Source organism: Burkholderia thailandensis E264 (assembly GCF_000012365.1).
Classification (GTDB): domain Bacteria; phylum Pseudomonadota; class Gammaproteobacteria; order Burkholderiales; family Burkholderiaceae; genus Burkholderia; species Burkholderia thailandensis.
Map to the genome: position 1 here is coordinate 3,688,928 of NC_007651.1, position 24,223 is coordinate 3,713,150.

The window sequence follows — 24,223 nt, forward strand, 5'->3', positions numbered from 1 at the left end:
GTTGTCTCAGAGTCGATGGGACGACGCCTCAGCTTCGTGAGGAGCGTTACGTGCGTCGGAGTTGGGCGGCGGGACGAGATCGATGCCGCCCGCGGAAAACGGATGGCATCGGCACAGGCGCCTGGCGGCAAGGTAAGTGCCGCGCGCGGCGCCATGATACTGGATTGCCTCGCGCGCGTAATCCGAACAGGAGGGATAAAAACGGCATCGGCTGCCGAGCAGCGGGCTCACGGCAAGCTTGTAGAAACGCAGCAACGCGATCAGAACCGTTTGCATAGCAGTGGCGGCGCCATGGCGCCGCGGTCGAGCCAATCGGGCGGACGGCTGCACGCCGTCCGCGACGGGCGTCGGCGCGTCACTCGGACGCGGGCTTCGCCCCGTTGCGCCGGGCAATCTCCCGGGCCGCCCGATCGAGCAGCTCGCGAATCTCGCCCGCGCACAGCGCCGCGAGCGGCGCGGATGCGGCGCTCGGCATCGCCTTCTTGTCGAAGCGCGTATGCAGGCGCAGCAGAATGTCCCAGCCGGCGAACTCGGCGCGACGCGTGCGAAACGCTTCGCGGGCGAGCCGCTTGACCAGATTGCGCGTCACCGCACGCGCAGCGTACTTCTTGCCGATGACGAGCCCAAGACGCGCTTCGCGCCCCGTCGGCTTGCCGTAGATCACGAAGTGCGCGGTGCGCCGCCACGGGCGCAAACGAAAAACGGATGAAAATTCATCCGTTTTCAGAAGTCGCGCAGCTTTGGGAAAGGCGGCGGACGCTTGCAACGGAATCGAACCCGGGACAGCGGCTGCCTCGCCCGCATCGCTGCGGACGGCGGACACGGCGCGCGGCCCGCCCTTAGATGGCGAGACGCTTGCGGCCCTTCGCGCGGCGGGCGTTGATGACCTTGCGGCCGCCTGCCGTCTTCATGCGCACGCGGAAGCCATGGGTGCGCTTGCGGCGCGTCACGGAAGGTTGGTAGGTACGTTTCATGTTGCTCTCACTTGTTCGAGAATATCGGGAATCAGGGACCGCGTGCCCTCTCTTTCGAGGCAACCGGGCGAACGCAATCGCCGAAAATAACAGGATTGGTTTTCGCGGAACCCGCTATTTAAACCGTTTTTCTCTTGGCGGTCAATACGTTAGAGACATACCGGGGCCGCATCAGCTGTGTTGATCCACGGTTCCGCGCACTGTGACGATCGCGCCCCACCAGCCGCCCGCCCCTGTGGATAACTCCCGCGCGCACCCCGTTTGGCGGTAGAATCTCGCCTTATCTCCAAGAATCCCGCACGCCGCCTCGGCTCGCGCCTGCGCTCAAACCCTTGTCGCGCAAGCGTCCGAGGCACGTCCGCACGGCCGCACCGGGCCTTGTTGCGCATCCGCGACAAGGGCGGCCGCGCGCCCTGCGTGCAAACGAAACAACGACAGCTCTTCGATGAACGATTTCTGGCAACACTGTTCCGCGCTATTGGAGCGTGAATTGACGCCCCAACAGTACGTGACGTGGATTAAACCCTTGGCCCCGGTCGCCTTCGATGCCGCTGCGAACACGCTGTCGATCGCCGCACCGAACCGCTTCAAGCTCGACTGGGTCAAGAGCCAGTTCTCGGGCCGGATCTCCGATCTGGCCCGAGATTTCTGGAATGCGCCGATCGAAGTGCAATTCGTGCTCGATCCGAAGGTGGGCCAGCGCAGCGCCGCCGGCGCGGCGCCGCTCGCGCCCCGCGCGCCGCTGCCGGCGGCCAACCCTGCGCCGGTTACGGCCGGCCCGGCGCCCTCGGGCGCCGCCGATGCGAACGCGCCCGCGCCCGCCGGCATGAACGCCGCCACCGCGGCCGCCGTCGCCGCCGTCGCCGCCGCGCAGGCCGCCCAGGCGGCCCAGGCGAACGCCGCCGCGCTGAACGCCGACGAGGCCGCCGACCTCGACCTGCCGAGCCTCACCGCGCACGAGGCGGCGGCCGGCCGCCGCACGTGGCGCCCCGGCGCGGCGAGCGCGAACAGCGAAGCCGCCGATTCGATGTACGAGCGCTCGAAGCTGAACCCGGTGCTCACGTTCGACAACTTCGTCACCGGCAAGGCGAACCAGCTCGCGCGCGCGGCGGCGATCCAGGTGGCCGACAACCCGGGCATCTCGTACAACCCGCTGTTCCTGTACGGCGGCGTCGGCCTCGGCAAGACCCACCTGATCCACGCGATCGGCAACCAACTGCTGCTCGACAAGCCGGGCGCGCGCATCCGCTACATCCACGCGGAGCAGTATGTGTCCGACGTCGTGAAGGCGTACCAGCGCAAGGCGTTCGACGATTTCAAGCGCTACTATCATTCGCTCGATCTGCTGCTCATCGACGACATCCAGTTCTTCTCGGGCAAGTCGCGCACACAGGAAGAGTTCTTCTACGCGTTCGAGGCGCTCGTCGCGAACAAGGCGCAGGTGATCATCACGAGCGACACGTATCCGAAGGAAATCTCCGGCATCGACGATCGCCTGATCTCGCGCTTCGATTCGGGCCTCACTGTCGCGATCGAGCCGCCAGAGCTGGAGATGCGCGTCGCGATCCTGATGCGCAAGGCGCAGTCGGAAGGCGTGAGCCTGTCGGAGGACGTCGCGTTCTTCGTCGCGAAGCATCTGCGCTCGAACGTGCGCGAGCTCGAAGGCGCGCTGCGCAAGATCCTCGCGTACTCGAAGTTTCACGGCCGCGAGATCACGATCGAGCTGACGAAGGAAGCGCTGAAGGATCTGCTCACCGTGCAGAACCGGCAGATCTCGGTCGAGAACATCCAGAAGACGGTGGCCGACTTCTACAACATCAAGGTCGCCGACATGTATTCGAAGAAGCGGCCCGCGAACATCGCGCGGCCGCGGCAGATCGCGATGTATCTCGCGAAGGAGCTCACGCAGAAGAGCCTGCCCGAAATCGGCGAGCTGTTCGGCGGGCGCGACCACACCACCGTGCTGCACGCGGTGCGCAAGATCGCCGACGAACGCGGCAAGGACGCCCAGCTCAACCATGAGCTGCACGTGCTCGAACAGACGCTCAAGGGTTGATGCGCGCGAGCGCTTGAGAAACGCGGAACCGCCCCAATTTAAAAGGGGCGGTTCGGTTTTGAGGCACAATACTGGTTTGACCGCCCGGCCGGCGGCGGGCCGAGGGCCCGCCCGGCCAGGCGCTGCGAGGCTTGCAGGCCGTTAATTGAACGAAGGAACTCTATGCAACTGGTCAAGACCGAACGAGACACCCTCCTTAGGCCGCTGCAAACCGTGAGCGGTATCGTCGAACGCCGCCACACGTTGCCGATCCTCGCCAATCTGTTGATCACGAAGAACGGCCCGGACGTGTCGTTCCTGTCGACCGACCTCGAGCTCCAGATCACGACGCGCGCCGATTTCGGCGTCGGCGGCGACCAGGTCGCGACGACCGTCGCGGCCCGCAAGCTCCTCGACATCCTGCGTGCGATGCCCGACGGCCAGGTCACGCTGTCGCTCGCCGACAAGCGCCTGACGGTCCAGTCCGGCAAGAGCCGCTTCGCCCTGCAAACGCTCGCCGCCGACGAGTTCCCGACCGTCGCGCAATCGAAAGACTTCGGCGCGAGCCTCGCCGTTCCGCAAAAGGCGTTCCGCCAGTTGCTCGGCATGGTGTACTTCGCGATGGCGCAGCAGGATATCCGCTACTACCTGAACGGGATGCTGCTCGTCGTGGACGGCGACCGCCTGATGGCTGTCGCGACCGACGGCCACCGCCTCGCGTTCTCGTCGATGAAGATCGAAGGCTCGTTCAGCCGCCAGGAAGTGATCGTGCCGCGCAAGACGATTCTCGAGCTGCAGCGCCTGCTCGAGGACATCGACGACACGGTCAAGATCGACATCGCGCAGACTCAGGCGAAGTTCACGTTCGGCCAGGTCGAGCTCGTATCGAAGCTCGTCGAGGGCAAGTTCCCGGACTTCCAGCGCGTGATTCCGAAGGCGCACAAGAACACGTTCGAAATCGGCCGCGAAGAGCTGCAGCGCTCGCTGCAGCGAGCGGCGATCCTCACGTCCGACAAGTTCAAGGGCGTGCGCTGCATCATCGCGCCCGGCCAGTTGAAGATCATGTCGACGAACGCCGACCAGGAAGAGGCGCAGGAAGAACTGGAAATCGCCTACCAGGGCGACACCGTCGACATCGGCTTCAACGTCACGTATCTGCTCGACGTGCTCGCGAACCTGAAGGTCGACACCGTTCAGGTGAGCCTCGGCGACGCGAGCTCGAGCGCCCTCATCACCGTGCCCGAGAACGACGAATTCAAGTACGTGGTGATGCCGATGCGCATCTGACGCGCACGACTCGCCGGACACACCAAGGGGCGCCACGCCCCTTTGGCGTTTTTATGGCGATTCGCACGCTTGAGCGCCGGCGCGCGACGCCGGCCCCCGAAAGGGGCGAAAAACCCGAGGCGGCCCGGTTTTTTCGGCGGAAGCACCCCGCCGCCACTCGAGTAGCCCAGCAGAACCGGAAGACACCCATGACTGAACAGCACAATTCGCAGCCCGAAAATAGCTACGGCGCGTCGTCGATCCAGATCCTCGAAGGCCTGGAAGCGGTGCGCAAGCGACCCGGGATGTACATCGGCGACACGTCGGACGGCACCGGTCTGCACCACCTCGTGTTCGAGGTGCTCGACAACTCGATCGACGAAGCGCTTGCCGGCTACTGCAACGACATCCACGTGACCATTCACGCGGACAATTCGATCTCCGTGACCGACAACGGCCGCGGCATCCCGACCGACGTCAAGCTCAACGACAAGCACGAACCGAAGCGCTCGGCCGCCGAGATCGTGATGACCGAGCTGCACGCGGGCGGCAAGTTCGACCAGAACAGCTACAAGGTGTCGGGCGGCCTGCACGGCGTCGGCGTATCGTGCGTGAACGCGCTCTCCAGCTGGCTGCGCCTCACCGTGCGCCGCGACGGCAAGAAGCACTTCATGGAATTCCATCGCGGCATCGCGCAGAACCGCGTGCTCGAGGAGCGCGACGGCGAGCAGGTGTCGCCGATGCAGGTGATCGGCGACACCGAGAACCGCGGCACCGAAGTGCACTTCATGGCCGATTCGACGATCTTCGGCACCGTCGAATACCACTACGACATCCTCGCGAAACGCATCCGCGAGCTGTCGTTCCTGAACAACGGCGTGCGCATCCGCCTGACCGACCAGCGCTCCGGCAAGGAAGACGATTTCGCGTTCGCGGGCGGCGTGAAGGGCTTCGTCGAGTACATCAACAAGACGAAGAGCGTGCTGCATCCGACGATCTTCCACATCAACGGCGAGAAGGACGGCGTCGGCGTGGAAGTGGCGATGCAGTGGAATGACAGCTACAACGAAAACGTGCTGTGCTTCACGAACAACATCCCGCAGCGCGACGGCGGCACGCACTTGACCGGCCTGCGCGCGGCGATGACGCGCGTGATCAACAAGTACATCGCCGACAACGAAATCGCGAAGAAGGCAAAGGTCGAGACGAGCGGCGACGACATGCGCGAAGGGCTTTCGTGCGTGCTGTCGGTGAAGGTGCCGGAGCCGAAGTTCAGCTCGCAGACGAAGGACAAGCTGGTTTCGTCCGAAGTGCGCGCGCCGGTGGAGGAAGTGGTGGCGAAGGCGCTCGAGGAGTTCCTGCTCGAAACGCCGAACGACGCGAAGATCATCTGCGGCAAGATCGTCGAAGCGGCGCGCGCGCGCGATGCCGCGCGCAAGGCGCGCGAGATGACGCGCCGCAAGGGCGTGCTCGACGGCGTGGGCCTGCCGGGCAAGCTCGCGGATTGCCAGGAGAAGGACCCGGCGAAATCGGAGATCTACATCGTCGAGGGCGATTCGGCGGGCGGCTCGGCGAAGCAAGGGCGCGACCGCAAGTTCCAGGCGATCCTGCCGCTGCGCGGCAAGGTGCTGAACGTGGAGAAGGCGCGCTACGACAAGCTGCTGTCGTCCGAGCAGATCGTCACGCTCGTGACCGCGCTCGGCTGCGGGATCGGCAAGGACGACTACAACCTCGACAAGCTGCGCTACCACCGGATCATCATCATGACCGATGCGGACGTGGACGGCGCGCACATCCGCACGCTGCTGCTGACGTTCTTCTACCGGCAGATGCCGGAGATGATCGAGCGCGGCTACGTGTACATCGCGCAGCCGCCGCTCTACAAGGTGAAGGCTGGCCGCGACGAGCGCTACCTGAAGGACGACACCGAGCTGAACGCGCACATGCTGCGCCTCGCGCTGCAGGGCTCGGAGCTCGTGCCGACCGAGAACGGCACACCGATCTCGGGCGACGCGCTCGGCGAGCTTGCGCGCTCGTATCTGCTCGCGCGGGGCGTGGTGGAGCGGCTGAGCCGCCTGTACGACCCGGCCGCGCTCGAGGCGGTCATGGACGGCGTCGCGATCGATCTGTCGAGCGAGGCGTCGACGGAGGCGTCGGCGAAGGCGCTGGCCGCCATGCTGTCCGACGATTCGAAGACCGAAGTGCGCGTCGTGCCCGCTTACGATGCGGTGCGCGAGCAGCGCTCGCTGCGTGTCGAGCGCACGCATCACGGCAACGTGCGCGTATCGGTGATCGACGAGGAGTTCCAGCACACGGCTGATTATCAGCAACTCGTAAACACCGCGAATACGTTCAAGGGTTTGATCGGCGCGGGGGCGGCGATCAAGCGCGGCGAACGGAGCTCGAACGTGGCGGACTTCAAGGAAGCGATGAAGTGGCTGATGGCCGACGCCGAGCGGAACATGTCTAAGCAGCGGTATAAGGGGTTGGGCGAGATGAACCCCGAGCAGCTGTGGGAAACGACGATGGACCCGGCGGTGCGGCGGTTGCTGCGCGTGCAGATCGAGGATGCGATTGCGGCGGATGGGATCTTTACCACCCTCATGGGGGACGAGGTCGAGCCGCGACGGGCGTTTATCGAGAATAATGCGTTGCGGGCGGGGAATATTGATGTTTGAGGTTGTGTAGCGGGAACCATAATGTGAGATTTTGGGAAGCATCCATTGAGACATTTATTGGTGGATGCATTCCAATAGCTCTAATGACGTCATCTAACTGACGTCACGGTCGCAGGAAAGAGGCCGCGGTGTTGCCTGCGGCCACAACAACGACGTGAATTTCGGCTGGAACGCGGCATGGCATCAGTTTTCTTTTCGTACACGCATATAGACGAGTCGCTGCGCGACCAGCTCGAAATCCACCTCTCGCTTATGAAGCGCGAGGGCCTCATTACCGCATGGCATGACCGGCGCATCGTCGCAGGCTCCGACATCGATGACAGCATCGATGAGCACCTTGAGAGCGCAGACATCATCTTGCTGCTAGTGAGCGCGAACTTCATCGCATCCGAGTACTGCTTCGCGACCGAGATGAAGCGTGCAATGGAGCGTCATAAGGCTGGTGAGGTGCGCGTCATCCCCGTCATCCTGCGCGCTTGTGACTGGCACAGCGCCCCGTTCGGAAAACTGAACGCAGTTCCGACCGATGGCCGGCCGGTGACCTCTTGGCCCAACCAAGATGAGGCGTTTGCCGACATCACGAAGTCGATTCGCGCTGCTGTGAGTGCGACCGCGTCGTCATCGGCGCGAGCGCGGGTTGCGGCGCCGGCGCGCGAGGCAGGGGCGGCCCGCGCAGTGGCAGTGCCCGCCGCGAGTACGCAATTGCCGCGGTCTAGCAACATGCGCGTCAAACATCAGTTCTCGGACTTGGACAGAGATACGTTTGTTTCGGAGACGTTTGACTTTATCGCCCGTTTCTTCGATGGCTCGCTCCAGGAGCTGGAAAAGCGGCACGGCCAGTTCCAGGGTCGATTTACCCGAATCGATGCGCGCCGCTTCACTGCGAGCATCTACAAGGACGGCAAGAGTATCTCGCAGTGCAGCGTCTCCCACGGCGGCGCCTTCGGTGGGAGCAGCAACCGCGAGATTACGTACTCCAGTCAGATTTCAACGCATACCAACAGCTTCAACGAGGCGCTTACCATCGCGGAAGATAGCCAGACTCTGTACCTAAAGCCGATGATGAACATGGCCAGGGGAGTGTCCGAAAAGCTGTCTGACACCGGAGCCGCTGAGTATCTGTGGTCAATGTTGATGGAACCCGTCCAGCGCTGAGTTCATCCGCTCGAGGCACGGTAACGCCTTTTGAGCCACCCGCCTCGGGTCGTCCGCATGTATGATTCCTGTCTCAAGGTGCGTACGATTTCGATAACCGTGCTCAAGGTCAAGCCGTTTCCTCTTTCGAGCCTTCGCGGCGAGCGAACAAAGAGTCCTTACGAAACTCGTTGGCTCTGTGGAACATCAGGTATGGCACATGAGCTGGCTTCACATTCTGAATTGTCCATTCAGGGGATACCCCCAATTGAGTCCTGGCAGCGGACGGCAACGCATCAGACACAAGTAAGCTGCCTTGGTCCGAGAATGAAATCCAACCATCGTCGAACAGCGCATCAACATGTGGTGCAAGCAGAAACCCGTTGAACACGTCCAGCCTCTCGTCGTCACTTTGGCACTTAGCCCAAGGCTTGATGTGCGACGCTCGTAGCAAGCCCGGGACGGCGAGGCCCGTTACGCAGCAGCGTCCCTGCCAGTAATCCATCAGTGCGCTTCGATACAAGTCTTGCCCGACACGTTGTACCACCAGGCGCTCTGCCTCAGTAGTTTGAGGTAGGTGCTTCTTCGCGCGCCGGAACTGGTCGGCCACACGGTTTGGTACGGTTCTGGCGATGGCCGAGGCACGTTGGAGGACAACGTAAAGCTGGTCCAAATCACCAACAGAGATGTCACTGATGGCTGCGCGGACGTGTCAGGAATTTCGTGTGCTGAGGCCGGTTAAAGGTCTCAGTTGATGGCGGAGGTGAATCGCTCGCCGAACAGAATGGCGAACTGATTAACTGCTTGCCGCCAAGTGATAGGCGGCATCTTCCAATCCTTTTCGATGTTGCGCAAGGCCAGATACAGCAGTTTGCTGGCGGCTTCGTCGCTCGGGAAGTGGCCGCGGTTCTTGACGATCTTGCGCAACTGCATGTGCATGCTCTCGATAGCGTTTGTCGTATATACGATTCGACGCACCTCCGGCGGATAGGCAAAGAAGGGAATCACCTGTTCCCATTGGCGCTGCCACATGGCCGCGACGGTAGGGAATTTGCGGCCCCACTCGCTCTGCGCAAAGGCGTCGAGCGCCGCTGCCGCCGCCTCGGCCGTGGCGGCCTGGTAGATCGGCTTGATCGCGGCAGCCAGCGGCTTGCGATCCTTCCAGCTCGCCAGATTCAGCGAATTGCGGATCAGATGCACGATGCAGGTCTGGATTTGGGCGGCCGGATAGACCGCCTCGATCGCTTCGGGGAAGCCGCGCAACCCATCGACCACCGCGATCAGGATGTCGTGCAAGCCGCGGTTCTTCAGCTCGTTGAAGACCTTCAGCCAGAACTTGGCGCCTTCGGTTTGCTCGATCCACAAACCCAGTACTTCCTTGCGGCCCTCGGCGCGGATGCCCAGCGCCAGATAGACCGCCTTGTTCTTGACCGTGCCTTCGTCGCGGATCTTCAGCCGCAGCGCGTCGAAGTACACAATCGGATACATGGCCTCGAGCGGGCGCTGCTGCCACTGTTCGACGTCGGCCAGCACCTCGTCGGTGACCGTCGAAATCAGGTCGGGCGACACCTGCAACCCGTACAGTTCCAGCAGATGGCCCTGAATCTCGCGAACGCTCATGCCGCGCGCATACATGCTGATCACGTGGTCGTCGAAGCCTGGCAGCCGGCGTTGGTACTTGCCAACCAACTGCGGCTCAAACGTCGCCTGTCGATCGCGCGGAATATCCAGCTTCAGTTCGCCGTTGGGCGTCAGGACCGTCTTGGCGCTGGTGCCGTTGCGGTGGTTACCGGCCCTGCCTTGCTCGGTCTCGGCTGCCGGATGGTGGCTCAACTCGGCCGCGAGCATGCGCTCGGCCAGTTGCTTCTTGAGCTGGCCGGCCAGCCCCGATTCGCCCAGGATCGACTCGGCATCCTTGCCCTGAACCTGGGCAAGCAACTGATCGATCAGCTCATCGGGAAACAGCTTTGGTGCCTTCGGATTCTTGCTCTTCTTGCTCACTGTTGCATCGGTCATAGGACGTTAATTCCGTTATCGTCTCATGACCTCAGCACACTAAAAATCTGACAGGCTCGAATTCCGGCAGGACGGGCAGCAGAAACCGGTAGCCGATCACGGGCAGGCTCACGCGCAGCCGGCCGCGCGGCGTTTGCGCGCTCTGCGACAGGGCGGCTTGCGCGTCGCGCAGTTCTTCGAGCGCGCGATGACAGCGCTCGTGGAAATGCCGTCCTTCGTCGGTCAGCGTGACCTTGCGCGTCGTCCTGTGGAAGAGCCGCACGCCGAGCGAGCGCTCGAGCTTCGCGATCGTCTTGCCGATCGCCGACGCCGATACGCCGAGCTTGCGTCCCGCCGCGACGAAGCTGAGCGTCTCGGCCGTGCGGACGAACGCGACGATGCCGTTCAGGTTGTCCATATCGCTCCGGTTCCCTTCGTTACCCGAAATTGCGGAATTCAAGTCCGTAATATACGGAATCTTGCGTTGTTTTTCGTCGATTGAATCCGGATTATCGTTCGTCGCTCGGCCGGAGGGTTCGTCGTCGCAACTGAGGCAGCGGCGCGCCCGCCGGCGCTTTTCAAACGGAGCGATGATGATGGATCGATCTTTTTCCGCCGCGCGGCTCGCGATACTCGCGGCCGTCTGCCTCGCCGCGCTCGCGCTGCCGCTCGGCTTCTCGGGCGGCGCGGTTGCGACGCCCGCGATCGGCCGCGATCTCGGCGGCGGCCCGGTCGCGATGAACTGGGTCACGAACGCGTTCATGCTGACGTTCGGCAGCCTGTTGATGGCGGCGGGCGCGCTCGCCGACCAGTTCGGCCGCAAGCGCGTGTTCGCGGCGGGCGTTGGCGGCTTCACCGCGTGCTCGCTCGCGCTCGGCTTCGCGCCGTCGATCGTCGCCGTCGATTTGCTGCGCGCCGCGCAAGGCGTGGCGGCCGCCGCGGCGCTCGCGGGCGGCACGGCAGCGCTCGCGCAGGAGTTCGACGGCGCCGCGCGCACCCGTGCGTTCAGCGTGCTCGGCACGACGTTCGGGCTCGGGCTCGCGTTCGGCCCGGTGCTTGCGGGCGTGCTGATCGAGTGCTTCGGCTGGCGCGCGATCTTCGCGACGGGCGCCGTGGCGGGCGCGCTGTCGCTCGCGTTCGGCGTGCCGAGGATGCGCGAGTCGCGCGATCCGCAGGCACAGGGCCTTGACTGGGCCGGGACCCTCGCGTTCACGGCAATGCTGTCGTGTTTCACGTTCGGCGTGATCCAGGCGCAGGAAAGCGGCTGGGCGAGCCCGCTCGTCGCGGCGCTGCTCGCGGGCGCGGCGCTCTGCGCGATCGCGTTCGCGACGATCGAGGCGCGCGTCGCGCGGCCGATGCTCGATCTGTCGCTGTTCCGCTACCCGCGTTTCGTCGGCGTGCAGGTGCTGCCGATCGCGACCTGCTGCTGCTACATCGTGCTGCTCGTCGTGCTGCCGCTGCGCTTCATCGGCATCGACGGCTTCAGCGAAATCGACGCCGGCTGGCTCATGCTCGCGTTGTCCGCGCCGATGCTCGTCGTGCCGATGCTCGCGGCGACGCTCACGCGCTGGATGTCGGCGGGCGTGATCTCGGGCATCGGGCTCGTGATCGCGGCCGCGGGCCTCGCGTGGCTCGGCCGCGCGCTGCACGGCGGCGCGGGCGCGGCGGCGATCGCGCCGATGCTCGCGATCGGCATTGGCGCGGGGATGCCGTGGGGGCTGATGGACGGCTTGTCGGTGAGCGTCGTGCCGAAGGAGCGCGCCGGAATGGCGACGGGCATTTTCAGCACGACGCGCGTCGCCGGCGAGGGGATCGCGCTCGCGATCGTCAATGCGATTCTCGCGACGCTCGCGCAGCCGCACGTGCGCGACGCGGTGCCGTCGCTCGTCGCGCCCGCCGCCGTGCACGAGGCCGCCGCGCGGCTCGCGACGGGCGACCTCGCGCATGCGGCCGCGCTGCTGCCGGGCGTCGCGCGCGACGCGCTGCGGCAAAGCTATGCGGCTGCGTTCGGCAGCCTGCTCGGCGGGCTGACGGTCGTCACGCTGCTGTGCGCGCTCGCCGCGTTCGCGTTCCTGAGCGGGACTCGCGCGCAAGACGAGCCGGTGGCCGAACCGGCGAGCGCGGGCGTTCGCCGTGCGCCGACGCTCGATCGTGAGTGCGGATGAAGTGCGAATGAAGTGCGGAGGATAAAGGGAGGCGGCCGCGCGCCGGCCTGGCGCGATGGCCGTGCGGCCAATGTTCGGAGAGACCCGAGAGATCGGAGAGATCGAAGAGATCCGAGAGATCGAAGAGGCGACGAGCGAAGCGACGACGGAAGATCGAGCGGCTGAAGCGTCGATGACGGAGGGGCCAGCGGCGCGAGGGCCGGCAGAAGGGCCGACGCGCGAGCGCCGGCGCCGGAACGCTCGGCCGCGAAAGACGCGTCGCCCGCGTATCCCGTTGCCGTGAGCGATTCGGCCGCCGGGCCGAATCGACGCAAGCGCGAAAAAGCCCGACGGAGCCGCGTCGACACGCGAATCCGCCGGGCCAGGCCAAGCCGTTCATGCGGCGCGCGGCGCGAACGATTCGCGTCGCGCGCGCGGGATCAGAAGAACCCGAGCGGCTTTTCGCTGTAGCTGACGAGCAGGTTCTTCGTCTGCTGGTAGTGGTCGAGCATCATCTTGTGCGTCTCGCGGCCGATGCCCGATTGCTTGTAGCCGCCGAACGCCGCGTGCGCCGGATACGCGTGATAGCAGTTGGTCCACACGCGGCCGGCCTGGATGCCGCGGCCGAAGCGGTACGCGCGGTTGCCGTCGCGCGTCCAGACGCCCGCGCCCAGGCCGTACTGCGTGTCGTTCGCGATCTCGAGCGCTTCCTCTTCGGTCTTGAACGTCGTCACCGCGAGCACCGGCCCGAAAATCTCTTCCTGGAAGATGCGCATCTTGTTGTGGCCGCGGAACACGGTCGGCTTCACGTAGTAGCCTTCGGCGAGTTCGCCGCCGAGCACGTTGCGCTCGCCGCCCGTCAGGCATTGCGCGCCCTCGCCGCGGCCGATGTCGATGTACGACAGGATCTTCTCGAGCTGCTCGGACGACGCCTGCGCGCCGATCATCGTCTGCGAATCGAGCGGATGGCCTTGCTTGATCGCCTCGACGCGCTTGATCGCACGCTCGATGAAGCGCTCGTAGATGCTCTCCTCGACGAGCGCGCGCGACGGGCACGTGCAGACCTCGCCCTGGTTCAGCGCGAACATCGCGAAGCCTTCGAGCGCCTTGTCGAAGTAGCTGTCGTCGCGGTCCATCACGTCGGCGAAGAAGATGTTCGGACTCTTGCCGCCGAGCTCGAGCGTGACGGGAATCAGGTTCTCGCTCGCGTACTGCATGATGAGGCGGCCCGTCGACGTCTCTCCCGTGAACGCGATCTTCGCGATTCGCTTGCTCGACGCGAGCGGCTTGCCCGCTTCGAGGCCGAAGCCGTTGACGATGTTGAGCACGCCGGGCGGCAGCAGATCCTGGATCAGCTCGGCGAACACGAGGATCGACGCGGGCGTCTGCTCGGCGGGCTTGAGCACGACGCAGTTGCCGGCCGCGAGCGCGGGCGCGAGCTTCCACGCGGCCATCAGGAGCGGAAAGTTCCACGGGATGATCTGGCCGACGACGCCGAGCGGCTCGTGGAAGTGATAGGCGACCATGTCGCCGCCGATGTCGGCGATCGAGCCTTCCTGCGCGCGGATGCAGCCCGCGAAGTAGCGGAAGTGGTCGATCGCGAGCGGCACGTCGGCCGCGGTCGTCTCGCGCAGCGGCTTGCCGTTGTCGATCGTCTCGGCGACCGCGAGGCGCGCGAGGTTCGCCTCCATCCGATCGGCGATCCTCAGCAGCACGTTCGCGCGCTGGGCCGCGTCCGTCGCGGCCCAGCCCGCCTTTGCCGCGTGCGCGGCGTCGAGCGCGAGCTCGACGTCGGCTTCGCGCGAGCGAGGGATCGCGGTGAACGGCCGGCCGGTGACGGGCGAGACGTTGTCGAAATACTCACCGCCGATCGGGGCGACCCATTCGCCGCCGATGAAATTCCCGTACTGCTTGCGGTACGGAAATTCGATGTTCAGATGTTGCATGTCCGCGTGATTCATCGTTGCTCCTCGCATGTCGGTATCGGTGATGCGCCGCGCGACGTGCGCGACGCCGATCGTTACGCCAAAACCGTGCCAGCGGGCTGCGCCGCGGTGCATCGGAGCGCCGGCGCGGGGCCAGGCGCACGCGCGGCGCGGCGGCGCGCGGCGAACTGCGCCACGGTTGAACACCCGCCGCGCGCCGGTTGTTCAAACGCGGCACAGCGTCGCACCCACATCGGCGATTTTGGCGACGGTACGCTTCGGCATGGGAATTGCGTAATCGGACGGATCGTTTCAGCTTCAGCGACGCAAAAGGAGGCGCGATGGATCACGAGCACGCCGGCGCCGAGACGACGGCGGAGGATACGGGACGCAGCGCGGACGGCGATGGCGGCGCGGCCGGGCGTGCGCTCGTCAGCGTCGCGCACGACGCCGACGAGCAGGCGCGCAACCTGATCGGCTGGCGCCAGACCTACGACCAGCTCGCGGCGGGCCGTTTCGTCGGCACGCTAACCGAGCTGCCGCTCGACACGATGAAGGTGTTCCGCGAGACGACGAGCCACACGCTGCGGCAGGCGTGCGAAGTGCGCGGCGATGCGTACTGGTTCGGCATTCCGGTCGCGCGCGACGGCGCGGCGCGCATCGATGCGCGGCCGATCGCCGCCGACGCGCTGGCGTTTCGGCCCGGCAATGTCGAATTCGAGCTGCTCACGCCCGCGCAATTCTCGATCTACGGTGTCGTCGTGCGCGGCGCGGTGCTGCGCCGCTATGCGGAGGAAGTCGAGCGCTGCGGGCTCGACGAGCGATTGCCGCTCGTGCCCGTCGTGCGCGTCGGCGAGGCGCGGCTCACGCGGCTTTGCGCGCTGCTCGCGCAGCGTCTCGACGACGCGGACGCGATGAGCGCGGCGGGCGCGCCGCTGTCGGACTGCGCGCGCAACGATCTGCAGGCGGAGGTGCTTGCGGCGTTGTTCGATCTGTGCGCGTCTCCCGCGGCCGATGCGACGATCGAGCATTCGTCGCGGCGGCGCAGGATCGTCGCGGCCGCGCGCGATTACGTGCTCGCGCACCGCTCGCGGCCCGTCGGCGTGCCGGAGCTGTGCGAGCAACTGCATGTGAGCCGGCGCACGCTGCAGTACTGCTTCCAGGACGTGCTCGGGATGGCGCCCGCGACCTATCTGCGCGCGCTGCGGCTCAATGGCGTGCGGCGCGACTTGCGCGGGCGCGCGGCGGATTCGGTGCAGGACGTCGCGGCCGCGTGGGGGTTTTGGCACCTGAGCCAGTTCGCGACCGATTACCGGCGGATGTTCGGCGCGCGGCCATCGGAGACGCTGCGCGGCGCGCTCGCCTGCTGAGGCGGTGAGCGGCGCGCCGGCCGCCGGCGTCGGGCGGCTCGCGGCTTACGAATCGTGGCTCGCGGCTCGCGCGCGGCGTACCCGGCGCGCACGCGGAGTCATCGGCTTGTCGCGCGGGTGTTCACGTCCGCGCCTGCGGCCACGCGATCGCGTCCCAGTCGATGCGCCGATACGCGGCGTCGATTTGCGCGATATCGTCCGCCGCATCGCTTTTGTGGCGATTGCGCAGCATCTCGGGCACATCGAGCTCGATCGCCGTACAAAACGGATAGTCGCGCACCCGCAGCTCGGGCGCGATGCTCGAAAAGCACGCGAGCGTCGGCACGTCGAACCCGGCCGCGATGTGCACGGCCGACGTATCCGCGCAGAGCACGATGCTTGCGTGCCCGACCCAACTGATGAATTGCGCGGTATCGGCGGAGTGGCCGCTCACATCGACATAATCCGGATGGCTGATCGGCCCGAAGCCGAGCACGGGCAGCCGATACGCGCGCGCGAGCCGCTCGACGAGCGCCGCGCGCCGTGCCGCCGGAATGCTGCGCAGCGGCGTGCTCGCCTGCGGGCAGAACAACGCGTACGGCCGGCCGCGCCATTCGGGCGGCAGCGTGGGCAGCGTCAGCCGCGCGAGCCAGCGATTGCATTTCGCGTCGGCCGCGATCGACTCGGGCGGCACGCCGAGCGACGCGACGAAGAAGTCGATCATCGGCCGCGCCGCGAATGCGGGCCAGTACAGGTGATTGCCGAGATCGATTCGCGTGTCGCGCGCCGGCAGGTCGGCCGCGGGCCACGGCAGCGTGCGGACCGGCGCGATCGCATCGGCCGCGAGCCGGTACAGCGCATCGACGTACGCGGGCGCGTGCGCGGGACGGTACAGCACGAAGCGCACGTGCGGGTGCCGCGCCTTGATCGCCGCGAGCGCGGTCAGCCCGATCACCGAATCGCCGAGCGTGACGCCCATCCCGTTGATGACGTGAACCGTCGACAACGTCGCGTAATCGAGCGCGAACGGGCGGCTCGCCGCGTGCAGCAGCCCGACCCGGGCCGCCGCGCCGACGTAGCCGCGCGCATCGGCGCTCGTGCATTCGAGATCGTAAGGCGCGACGAGCCGCCCGTCGGGCGAAAGCAGCGTGCCGGGGTACGCGAGCGCATCGGCGGGCGACAGCGTGGTGTCGTCGAATGTCATCGTCATCGCGAGGGAGCGCTCGTCGGCCGCGCGGCCACTCACGCGCGACGCGCGCGCAACCCCTGCTCGCGCACCTGCTCGAGCGTCGCGGCGGGCGTGCACGCGTCCTGCGGCACGCGGATCTCGATCAGCGCGGGCGCACCGCTTGCGAGCGCGCGTTCGAGCGCGGGCAGGAAATCGGCCGTGCGCTCGACCGTCTCGCCGTGTGCCCCGAACGCGCGCGCATACGCGGCGAAATCCGGGTTCGTGAGCCCGGTGCCGTGCACGCGCGCCGGATAGTTGCGCTCCTGATGCATGCGGATCGTGCCGAAATGACCGTTGTTCACGACGAGCACGATGATCGCGAGCCCGTACTGGATCGCGGTCGCGAGCTCGTTGCCGGCCATCATGAAGCAGCCGTCGCCCGCGAGCGCGACGACCGTGCGTTGCGGATACAGCGACTTCGCCGCGAGCGCGGCCGGCACGCCGTAACCCATTGCGCCGCTTGTCGGCGCGAGCTGCGAGCGGAAGTGGCGGTATGCGAAGTGGCGGTGCAGCCATGCGGCGTAGTTGCCGGCGCCGTTCGTCACGATCGCGTCGTGCGGCAGGCGTTCGCGCAATTGCCGCATCACGTCGCCGAGCTGCACGTCGCCCGGCATCGGCCGCGGCGCGCGCCAGTCGAGATACGCGCGATGCGCGTCGGCGGCGCTGCCCGCCCACGCGGGCGATGCCGGCGGCTCGAGCGCGGCGAGTTGCGCGGCGATCTCGGGCATGCCGGAGGCGATCGGCAGATCGGCCGCATAGACGCGTCCCAGCTCGTCCGCGCCCTGATGCACGTGGACGAGCACCTGCTTCGGCTTCGGAATGTCGATCAGCGTGTAGCCGCCCGTCGTCGCTTCGCCGAGGCGCGGGCCGAGTGCGAACAGCAGGTCCGCATCGCGGATGCGGCGCGCGAGCTCGGGATTCACGCCGAGGCCGACGTCGCCCGCGTACTGCGGATGCTCGTTGTCGAACGTGTCCTGATAGCGGAACGCGCACGCGATCGGCAATTGCCAGCGTTCGACGAACGTGCGCAGATCCGCGCACGCGTCGGGCGTCCAGCCGCTGCCGCCCGCGATCACGAGCGGCCGCCGAGCGCGCGAAAGCCGCTCGCGCAGCTCGTTCATCTGCGCGGCCGACGGCGCGGCGGCGATGCGTTTCGCCGCGGGGGCGACGGGTTGCGCGGCGCACGGCTCGGACAGCACGTCCTCGGGCAGCGCGAGCACGACGGGGCCGGGCCGGCCCGACATCGCGACGTGAAACGCGTGGCTCAGGTATTCGGGAATGCGGCGCGGATCGTCGATCTGCGCAACCCACTTCGCGAGCTGGCCGAACATGCGCCGATAGTCGATTTCCTGGAACGCCTCGCGATCGAGATGCTCGCGCGCGCACTGGCCGATGAAGAGGATCATCGGCGTCGAATCCTGGAAGGCGGTGTGCACGCCGATCGACGCGTGCGTCGCGCCGGGGCCGCGCGTGACGAACGCGATGCCGGGCCGGCCGGTCAGCTTGCCGACGGCTTCCGCCATGTTCGCGGCGGCGGCTTCGTGCCGGCAGACGACGGTCTGGATGCGCTCGGTTTCGTCGGCGAGGGAATCGAGGACGGCGAGAAAGCTCTCGCCGGGAACACAGAACACGCGCTCGACGCGATTCGCGAGCAGGGCGTCGACGAGCAGCCGTGCGCCGGTGGTGGCGCGCTGCTCGCGGTCCGGGGAAATCGACATATAAGACGGGCTCCCTTCGTGGCGGGACGTACAGCTTACGCCGGTTGAAGGGGCGACGGAAGGCGCGCCCGCGTGCTGCAGGGCAGCGATGTTCGCGCGCCGCGCCGACGCGATGCGCGGCGCGCCCGCGCGTCAGCACTCGACGATATTCACCGCCAGCCCGCCGCGCGAGGTTTCCTTGTACTTCGTCTTCATGTCCGCGCCGGTTTCGCGCATCGTCTTGATCACGGAGTCGAGCGACACGTAGTGGCTGCCGTCGCCGCGCAGCGCCATCCGCGCGGCGTTGACGGCCTTCACCGACGCCATCGCGTTGCGCTCGATGCACGGAATCTGCACCATCCCGCCGACCGGATCGCAGGTGAGGCCGAGGTTGTGTTCCATCCCGATCTCGGCCGCGTTCTCGACCTGCTGCGGCGTGCCGCCGAGCACCGCCGCGAGCGCGCCCGCCGCCATCGAGCACGCGACGCCGACTTCGCCCTGGCAGCCGACTTCTGCGCCCGAGATCGACGCGTTGAGCTTGTACAGGATGCCGATCGCCGCCGCGGTCATCAGGAAGTCGATCACGCCTTGCTCGTTCGCGCCCGGCGTGAAGCGCGTGTAGTAATGGAGCACGGCCGGGATGATGCCCGCCGCGCCGTTGGTCGGCGCGGTGACGACGCGCCCGCCCGCCGCGTTTTCCTCGTTGACGGCGATCGCATACAGGTTGATCCAGTCGACCATCGACAGCGGGTCTTGCAGCGCGCGTTCCGGATTGCCCGTCAGCGCGCGATAGAGCTGCGGCGCGCGGCGCTTGACCTGGAACGGCCCGGGCAGGGTGCCGTCCGCGTCGGGGTTGCCGATCCCGCAGCCGCGCGCGACGCACGATTGCATCACGTCCCAGATCTTCAGCAGGCCCGTGCGCGTTTCCGCCTCGGTGTGCCACGCGCGCTCGTTGTCCCACATCAGCTGCGCGATCGACTTGCCGGTCGATGTGGTGAGCGCGAGCAGCTCGGCGCCCGTGCGGAACGGATGCGGCATTTGCTCGACGGCGGCGAGCACCTTCGTGTTCGGCGCGCCCGCGGTGACGACGAAGCCGCCGCCCACCGACAGATACGTCGCCTCGCGCAGCATCGCGCCCGTCGCGTCGGTCGCGCGCAGCTTCATCGCGTTCGGATGCTCGGGCAGCGCCTGCCGGTAGAACGCGATGTGCTCCTTCGGCACGAACGGCACCGGGTGCGTGCCGAGCAGCGCGAGCGTTCTCGAGTCGCGCACCGCATCGAGCCGCGCGGCGATCGTCGACGGATCGACGGTGTCGGGCGCGTCGCCCATCAGGCCGAGCATCACGCCGCGGTCCGTGCCGTGGCCCTTGCCGGTCGCGCCGAGCGAGCCGTACAGCTCGACCTTCACGCTCGCGGTCGCGGCGAGCAGCGCGTCGCGCTCGAGCCCTTGCGCGAACATCAGTGCGGCGCGCATCGGCCCGACCGTGTGCGAGCTCGACGGGCCGATACCGATTTTGAAAAGATCGAACACGCTGACTGCCATTTCGTTTCCTGAGTGACGGGATGTATTGGGGGATCACCGCGCCGGCAGCGGCAGGCACGCGGCCAGCCAAGCCGGCGGCGTCGGCGACAGTTGTTGGGCGATGCCCGTGTAGCGGCCGTCCAGGCGCGCGGCGAGGTGGAACAGCTCGGTCGCGTTCTTCGGCTCCCACATGCCGGAATAGCCGGGCAGGCCTGCCTCGCGGCGCTTCGCGTCGAACGGCACGGGCGAGTGGACGAATTCCTCGTGCGTCTTCTCGCCGCGCGCGTACGGCGCGAGCCAGTCGAGCGCGGCGGCGAGCGTCGCGCCGTTCGGCGCGCGCTCGCGCAGCCAGTTGCGGTTGAAGCGCCGCGCGGCGAGCGCGGCCGTGACGAGCGGCTGCAGATCGTAGACCGCGTAGTGCAGCGCGTCGCGCTCGAGAAAATCGTACGTCGTGCCGTCCGGCTCGATGTTGTCGGCGAGATGCTCGACGAAGAGCCGCTGCGCGGCGTTCATCATCTTGCGGTCGCCGAGCGTGAACGCGGCGAGCGCGATCAGCTTGATCCGGTGGCTTTGCCAGTTGTTGCGCCATGTGCCCTTGAGCGGGCGCTTTTGCGCGTCGATCTGCTGCACGTAGCCGTTGCCGAGCGCCGCGATGAACGCGGCCGTCGCGTTGCGCGTCTTCACGGGCAGCGCGCTCGCCGTCATGTCGTACGCGAGGATCAGGCTCTCGAAGCGCGTTTCGTCGATCGGGTTGAAGCTCGGACGGTAAGTGCTCACCCAAGTCGACAGAAAGCGGTCGACGAGCGCCAGATAGCGGCTCTGGTTCGTCACGCGCCACGCGAGCGCCGCGTTGCGCATCAGTTCCATGTCGTTGAGCGCCTCGGCGCTCTGGTCGTAAATGCCCTCGTGCGGCAGCGTGCCCTCGGTATGCACGCGCGGCAGCGCCTTCGGCTCGTCGGTCAGATGCGCGTCGACGCTTTTGATGAGCGCCTGCACGCCCGGTTCGGCATGCGTCGCCTCGCTGCTCTGCAGCGCGGGAGCGGCGCAGAAATTCATCGCCGCCCGCGCGGGGCCGGCCGCCGTCAGCGCGGCGGTGGCGACGAGCGCCGGCGCGAGCGCGCTCAAGCGCCGCCGCATCGCCTGCGCGCGGCCCGGAAACGTCTGACGCACCATGCAGAACTCCTTTGTTGGCTGGATCGCGGTGTGAGATGTTAGCCGGACTTGCGGGCGAATGCGAACGCGCGCGCCGTCCGCAACAACGTATTGCGGACGGCGCGTCGTCGATGAAAGAGGGGCGGCGCGGCGCGCGGGCCGCGCCGGCGCGTCACGCGTAATCCGATACCGGCACGCAGGAGCAGAACAGATTGCGGTCGCCATATGCGTTGTCCGCGCGGCCGACGGGCGGCCAGTACTTGTTCGCGACGAGCGATGCGACCGGGTACGCGGCCTGCTCGCGCGAGTACGCGTGCGGCCATTCGTTCGCGGTGACGACGGCTGCCGTGTGCGGCGCGTGACGCAGCGGGTTGTCCTCGCGGTCGGCGCGGCCTTCCTCGACCGCGCGGATCTCGTCGCGGATCGCGATCATCGCGGCGACGAAGCGGTCCAGTTCCTCCTGCGATTCCGACTCGGTCGGCTCGACCATCAGCGTGCCCGGCACCGGGAAGCTCATCGTCGGCGCGTGGAAGCCATAGTCCATCAAGCGCTTGGCGACGTCGTCGACGGTGATGCCGCTCGAATCCTTGATCGGGCGCAGATCGAGAATGCACTCGTGCGCGACGAGCCCGCCCGGGCCCGAATACAGCACCGGATAGTGCGGCGCGAGGCGCTTCGCGATGTAGTTCGCGTTGAGGATCGCGGTTTCCGTCGCGGCGGTCAGGTTCTTCGCGCCCATCATCGCGATGTACATCCACGAGATCGGCAGGATCGACGCCGAGCCGTAAGGCGCCGCCGACACCGCGCCGATGCCGTCTTCCGCGCGCGCGTAGCCGGTCGACCGCTGGTTCGGCAGGAACTTCGCGAGGTGCGCGCCGACCGCGACCGGGCCGACGCCCGGGCCGCCGCCGCCGTGCGGGATGCAGAAGGTCTTGTGCAGGTTCAGGTGCGACACGTCGCCGCCGAACTGGCCCGGCGCGGTCAGGCCGACCATCGCGTTCATGTTGGCGCCGTCGACGTACACCTGGCCGCCGTGCGCGTGCACGATCTCGCAGATCTCGCGGACGTTCTGCTCGAACACGCCGTGCGTCGACGGGTACGTGATCATGATCGCCGCGAGGTCGTTCGCGTGTTGCTCGGCCTTCGCCTTCAGATCGTCGATGTCGACGTTGCCCTGCGCGTCGCACGCGACGACCACGACCTTCATGCCGGCCATGTGCGCGGACGCCGGGTTCGTGCCGTGAGCGGACGCCGGGATCAGACAGACGTTGCGGTGGCTCTCGCCGCGCGACTCGTGATACGCGTGGATGATGAGCAGGCCCGCGTACTCGCCCTGCGAGCCGGCGTTCGGCTGCAGCGACACGGCCGCGTAGCCCGTTGCCGCGACGAGCATCTGCTCGAGCTGGTCGATCATCTCGCGGTAGCCGACGGTCTGCTCGGCGGGCGCGAACGGGTGGATGCGGCCGAATTCGGGCCACGTGACGGGCAGCATCTCGGAGGTCGCGTTCAGCTTCATCGTGCACGAGCCGAGCGGAATCATCGAGCGGTCGAGCGCGAGATCCTTGTCAGATAGGCTGCGCAGGTAGCGCAGCATTTCCGTTTCCGAATGGTGGCGGTTGAACACGTGGTGCGTGAGGTACGCGCTCGTGCGCTGGAGGCCGGCCGGCAGCGCCGCCGTGTCGGCGAGGCCTGCGTCGAGCGCATCGACGTCGGGCGCGGTGCCGCCCGCGGCTTGCGCGAAAACTCCGAGCAGCTCGGCGAGATCGCCGCGGGTCGTCGTCTCGTCGACAGAGATGCCGACCCGCGTGTCGCTCACACGGCGCAGGTTGATGCGCTTCGCATTCGCGAGCGCATGAATCTGTGCGGTGCGCGCGCCGGTGTCGATCGTCAGCGTGTCGAAGAACGTGTCGTTGACGGTCGCGAAGCCGAGTTGCTTCACGCCGGCGGCGACGAGCGCCGCGATGCGGTTCACGCGCAGCGCGATCGTCTTCAGGCCGCGCGGGCCGTGGTAGACCGCGTACATGCTTGCCATGATCGCGAGGAGCGCCTGCGCGGTGCAGACGTTCGACGTCGCCTTTTCGCGGCGGATGTGCTGCTCGCGCGTTTGCAGCGCGAGGCGCAGCGCGGGCTTGCCCTGCGCGTCGACGGTCACGCCCACGAGGCGGCCCGGCATCTGCCGCTTGAATTCGTCGCGCACCGCCATGTAGGCGGCGTGCGGGCCGCCGAAGCCCATCGGCACGCCGAAGCGCTGCGTGTTGCCGACCGCGACGTCCGCGCCCCATTCGCCGGGCGGCGTGAGCACGGTGAGCGCGAGGATGTCGGCCGCGACGACGACATGGCCGCCCGCCGCGTGGATTGCGTCGGCGAGTGCGCGGTAGTCGCGCACGTCGCCGTTCACGCCCGGATATTGCAGCAGCACGCCGAACGCGTTCGCGGCCGCGGCGTCGGCGGCCGGGCCCGACTTCACTTCGATGCCGATCGGTTTCGCGCGCGTCTTGATTACTTCGAGCGTTTGCGGCAGCACGTCGTCGGCGACATAGAACACGTTCGACTGCGGCTTGCCGACGCGTTGCAGCAGCGTCATCGCTTCGGCTGCGGCCGTGGCTTCGTCGAGCAGCGACGCGTTCGAGATCTCGAGGCCCGTCAGGTCGGCGACCATCTGCTGGAAGTTCAGCAGCGCCTCGAGGCGGCCTTGCGAGATTTCGGGCTGGTACGGCGTGTACGCGGTGTACCACGCCGGGTTTTCGAGCACGTTGCGCAGGATCACCGCCGGGGTGTGGGTGTCGTAGTAGCCCTGGCCGATATACGAGCGGAACACCTGGTTCTTGTCCGCGAGTTCGCGCAGCGCGGCGAGCGCTTCCGCCTCGCTCAACGGTTGCGCGAACGGGCCGAGCGGCAGCGTTTCGGCGCGGCGGATCGACGCGGGGATCACGGCGTCGATCAGTGCGGCGCGCGTCGCGAAGCCGAGCGTGTCGAGCATGGCCTGCTGGCTGGCGGCATCGGGGCCGATATGGCGTTCGGCGAACGCGTCGTGCGTTTCGAGCGCGGCGAGCGAGAGGGGCGTGCGTTTCATCAGGCGGTCCGGGTGTTCGAGCTTCATGGTGGTCCTGTGTCGACCAGAGTTA

18 protein-coding genes and 1 pseudogene are annotated in these 24,223 nt (G+C 67.0%); 7 read left to right on the forward strand and 12 right to left on the reverse strand.

Annotated elements, in window-relative coordinates; translation table 11 throughout:
- Positions 1-6: 6 nt before the first annotated feature.
- The 3 genes from yidD to rpmH all read right to left on the reverse strand — a co-directional run bounded on the left by yidD (position 7) and on the right by rpmH (position 974).
- Positions 7-276 (reverse strand): membrane protein insertion efficiency factor YidD, encoded by a 270-nt coding sequence (gene yidD / locus BTH_RS28670; protein ID WP_006024057.1) that lies wholly within the window; start codon positions 274-276, stop codon positions 7-9.
- Positions 277-355: 79 nt separating this feature from the next.
- Entirely contained in the window at positions 356-823 is a 468-nt protein-coding gene (gene rnpA / locus BTH_RS28675) for a ribonuclease P protein component (protein ID WP_011402628.1), read from the reverse strand.
- Positions 824-839: 16 nt separating this feature from the next.
- Positions 840-974: a 50S ribosomal protein L34 gene (gene rpmH, locus BTH_RS28680; RefSeq protein WP_004198824.1), complete on the reverse strand. Its 135-nt coding sequence runs from the start codon at positions 972-974 to the stop codon at positions 840-842.
- 445 nt (positions 975-1,419) lie between these two features.
- Between rpmH and dnaA the strand changes: the two genes are divergently transcribed.
- The 4 genes from dnaA (at position 1,420) to BTH_RS28700 (ending at position 8,108) form a co-directional block, all read left to right on the forward strand.
- Complete coding sequence (dnaA, locus tag BTH_RS28685) at positions 1,420-3,030, forward strand: chromosomal replication initiator protein DnaA (protein WP_011402629.1); 1,611 nt, start codon at positions 1,420-1,422, stop codon at positions 3,028-3,030.
- Between the two features lie 162 nt (positions 3,031-3,192).
- Entirely contained in the window at positions 3,193-4,296 is a 1,104-nt protein-coding gene (dnaN, locus tag BTH_RS28690; protein WP_009906826.1) for a DNA polymerase III subunit beta, read from the forward strand.
- A 188-nt stretch (positions 4,297-4,484) separates the two neighbouring features.
- On the forward strand, positions 4,485-6,953 hold the full coding sequence (gyrB, locus tag BTH_RS28695; protein ID WP_009910190.1) for a DNA topoisomerase (ATP-hydrolyzing) subunit B: 2,469 nt from the start codon (positions 4,485-4,487) through the stop codon (positions 6,951-6,953).
- A 177-nt stretch (positions 6,954-7,130) separates the two neighbouring features.
- Positions 7,131-8,108: a toll/interleukin-1 receptor domain-containing protein gene (locus BTH_RS28700; RefSeq protein ID WP_011402630.1), complete on the forward strand. Its 978-nt coding sequence runs from the start codon at positions 7,131-7,133 to the stop codon at positions 8,106-8,108.
- 109 nt (positions 8,109-8,217) lie between these two features.
- On the opposite strand, the gene BTH_RS32640 is transcribed toward BTH_RS28700, so the two are convergent.
- The 3 genes and pseudogenes from BTH_RS32640 to BTH_RS28710 all read right to left on the reverse strand — a co-directional run.
- Positions 8,218-8,592: an HNH endonuclease gene (locus BTH_RS32640; protein ID WP_080511565.1), complete on the reverse strand. Its 375-nt coding sequence runs from the start codon at positions 8,590-8,592 to the stop codon at positions 8,218-8,220.
- Between the two features lie 242 nt (positions 8,593-8,834).
- Positions 8,835-10,103 (reverse strand): IS256 family transposase, encoded by a 1,269-nt coding sequence (locus BTH_RS28705; RefSeq protein ID WP_011402632.1) that lies wholly within the window; start codon positions 10,101-10,103, stop codon positions 8,835-8,837.
- A gap of 58 nt (positions 10,104-10,161) precedes the next feature.
- Positions 10,162-10,500: pseudogene (locus BTH_RS28710) on the reverse strand (LysR family transcriptional regulator); the annotation flags it as partial.
- A 178-nt stretch (positions 10,501-10,678) separates the two neighbouring features.
- Here BTH_RS28710 and BTH_RS28715 point away from each other — a divergent pair.
- Positions 10,679-12,247: an MFS transporter gene (locus BTH_RS28715; protein WP_025404143.1), complete on the forward strand. Its 1,569-nt coding sequence runs from the start codon at positions 10,679-10,681 to the stop codon at positions 12,245-12,247.
- Positions 12,248-12,666: 419 nt separating this feature from the next.
- Here BTH_RS28715 and adh read toward each other — a convergent pair whose 3' ends face one another.
- Positions 12,667-14,187, reverse strand: a complete 1,521-nt coding sequence (gene adh / locus BTH_RS28720) for an aldehyde dehydrogenase (RefSeq protein ID WP_011402635.1) — start codon at positions 14,185-14,187, stop codon at positions 12,667-12,669.
- A gap of 305 nt (positions 14,188-14,492) precedes the next feature.
- Here adh and BTH_RS28725 point away from each other — a divergent pair, with 305 nt between their 5' ends.
- The gene (locus BTH_RS28725) at positions 14,493-15,521 is read left to right on the forward strand and encodes a helix-turn-helix domain-containing protein (protein ID WP_009906651.1); all 1,029 of its coding nucleotides are present in this window, start codon (positions 14,493-14,495) and stop codon (positions 15,519-15,521) included.
- Positions 15,522-15,642: 121 nt separating this feature from the next.
- Here the strand turns inward: BTH_RS28725 and BTH_RS28730 are convergent, their stop codons facing one another.
- The 4 genes from BTH_RS28730 to BTH_RS28745 form a co-directional block, all read right to left on the reverse strand.
- On the reverse strand, positions 15,643-16,710 hold the full coding sequence (locus BTH_RS28730) for a glycosyltransferase family 9 protein (RefSeq protein ID WP_009906652.1): 1,068 nt from the start codon (positions 16,708-16,710) through the stop codon (positions 15,643-15,645).
- Positions 16,711-16,742: 32 nt separating this feature from the next.
- Positions 16,743-18,446 (reverse strand): thiamine pyrophosphate-binding protein, encoded by a 1,704-nt coding sequence (locus tag BTH_RS28735; RefSeq protein WP_009906653.1) that lies wholly within the window; start codon positions 18,444-18,446, stop codon positions 16,743-16,745.
- A 132-nt stretch (positions 18,447-18,578) separates the two neighbouring features.
- Positions 18,579-19,967, reverse strand: coding sequence for an L-serine ammonia-lyase (locus tag BTH_RS28740; protein ID WP_011402636.1), 1,389 nt, complete (start codon positions 19,965-19,967; stop codon positions 18,579-18,581).
- Positions 19,968-20,000: 33 nt separating this feature from the next.
- Positions 20,001-21,119 carry an alginate lyase family protein gene (locus tag BTH_RS28745; RefSeq protein ID WP_009910200.1) on the reverse strand — a complete coding sequence of 373 codons (1,119 nt, stop codon included), beginning with the start codon at positions 21,117-21,119 and terminating at the stop codon, positions 20,001-20,003.
- 35 nt (positions 21,120-21,154) lie between these two features.
- On the opposite strand from BTH_RS28745, the gene BTH_RS35795 reads away from it, so the two are divergent.
- Positions 21,155-21,280: a ubiquinol-cytochrome C reductase gene (locus BTH_RS35795; RefSeq protein WP_080511566.1), complete on the forward strand. Its 126-nt coding sequence runs from the start codon at positions 21,155-21,157 to the stop codon at positions 21,278-21,280.
- Here BTH_RS35795 and gcvP read toward each other — a convergent pair.
- A complete protein-coding gene (gene gcvP, locus BTH_RS28750) occupies positions 21,271-24,198 on the reverse strand; it encodes an aminomethyl-transferring glycine dehydrogenase (RefSeq protein WP_009910201.1) in 2,928 nt (975 codons plus the stop codon). The genes BTH_RS35795 and gcvP overlap by 10 nt on opposite strands.
- Positions 24,199-24,223 lie beyond the last annotated feature (25 nt).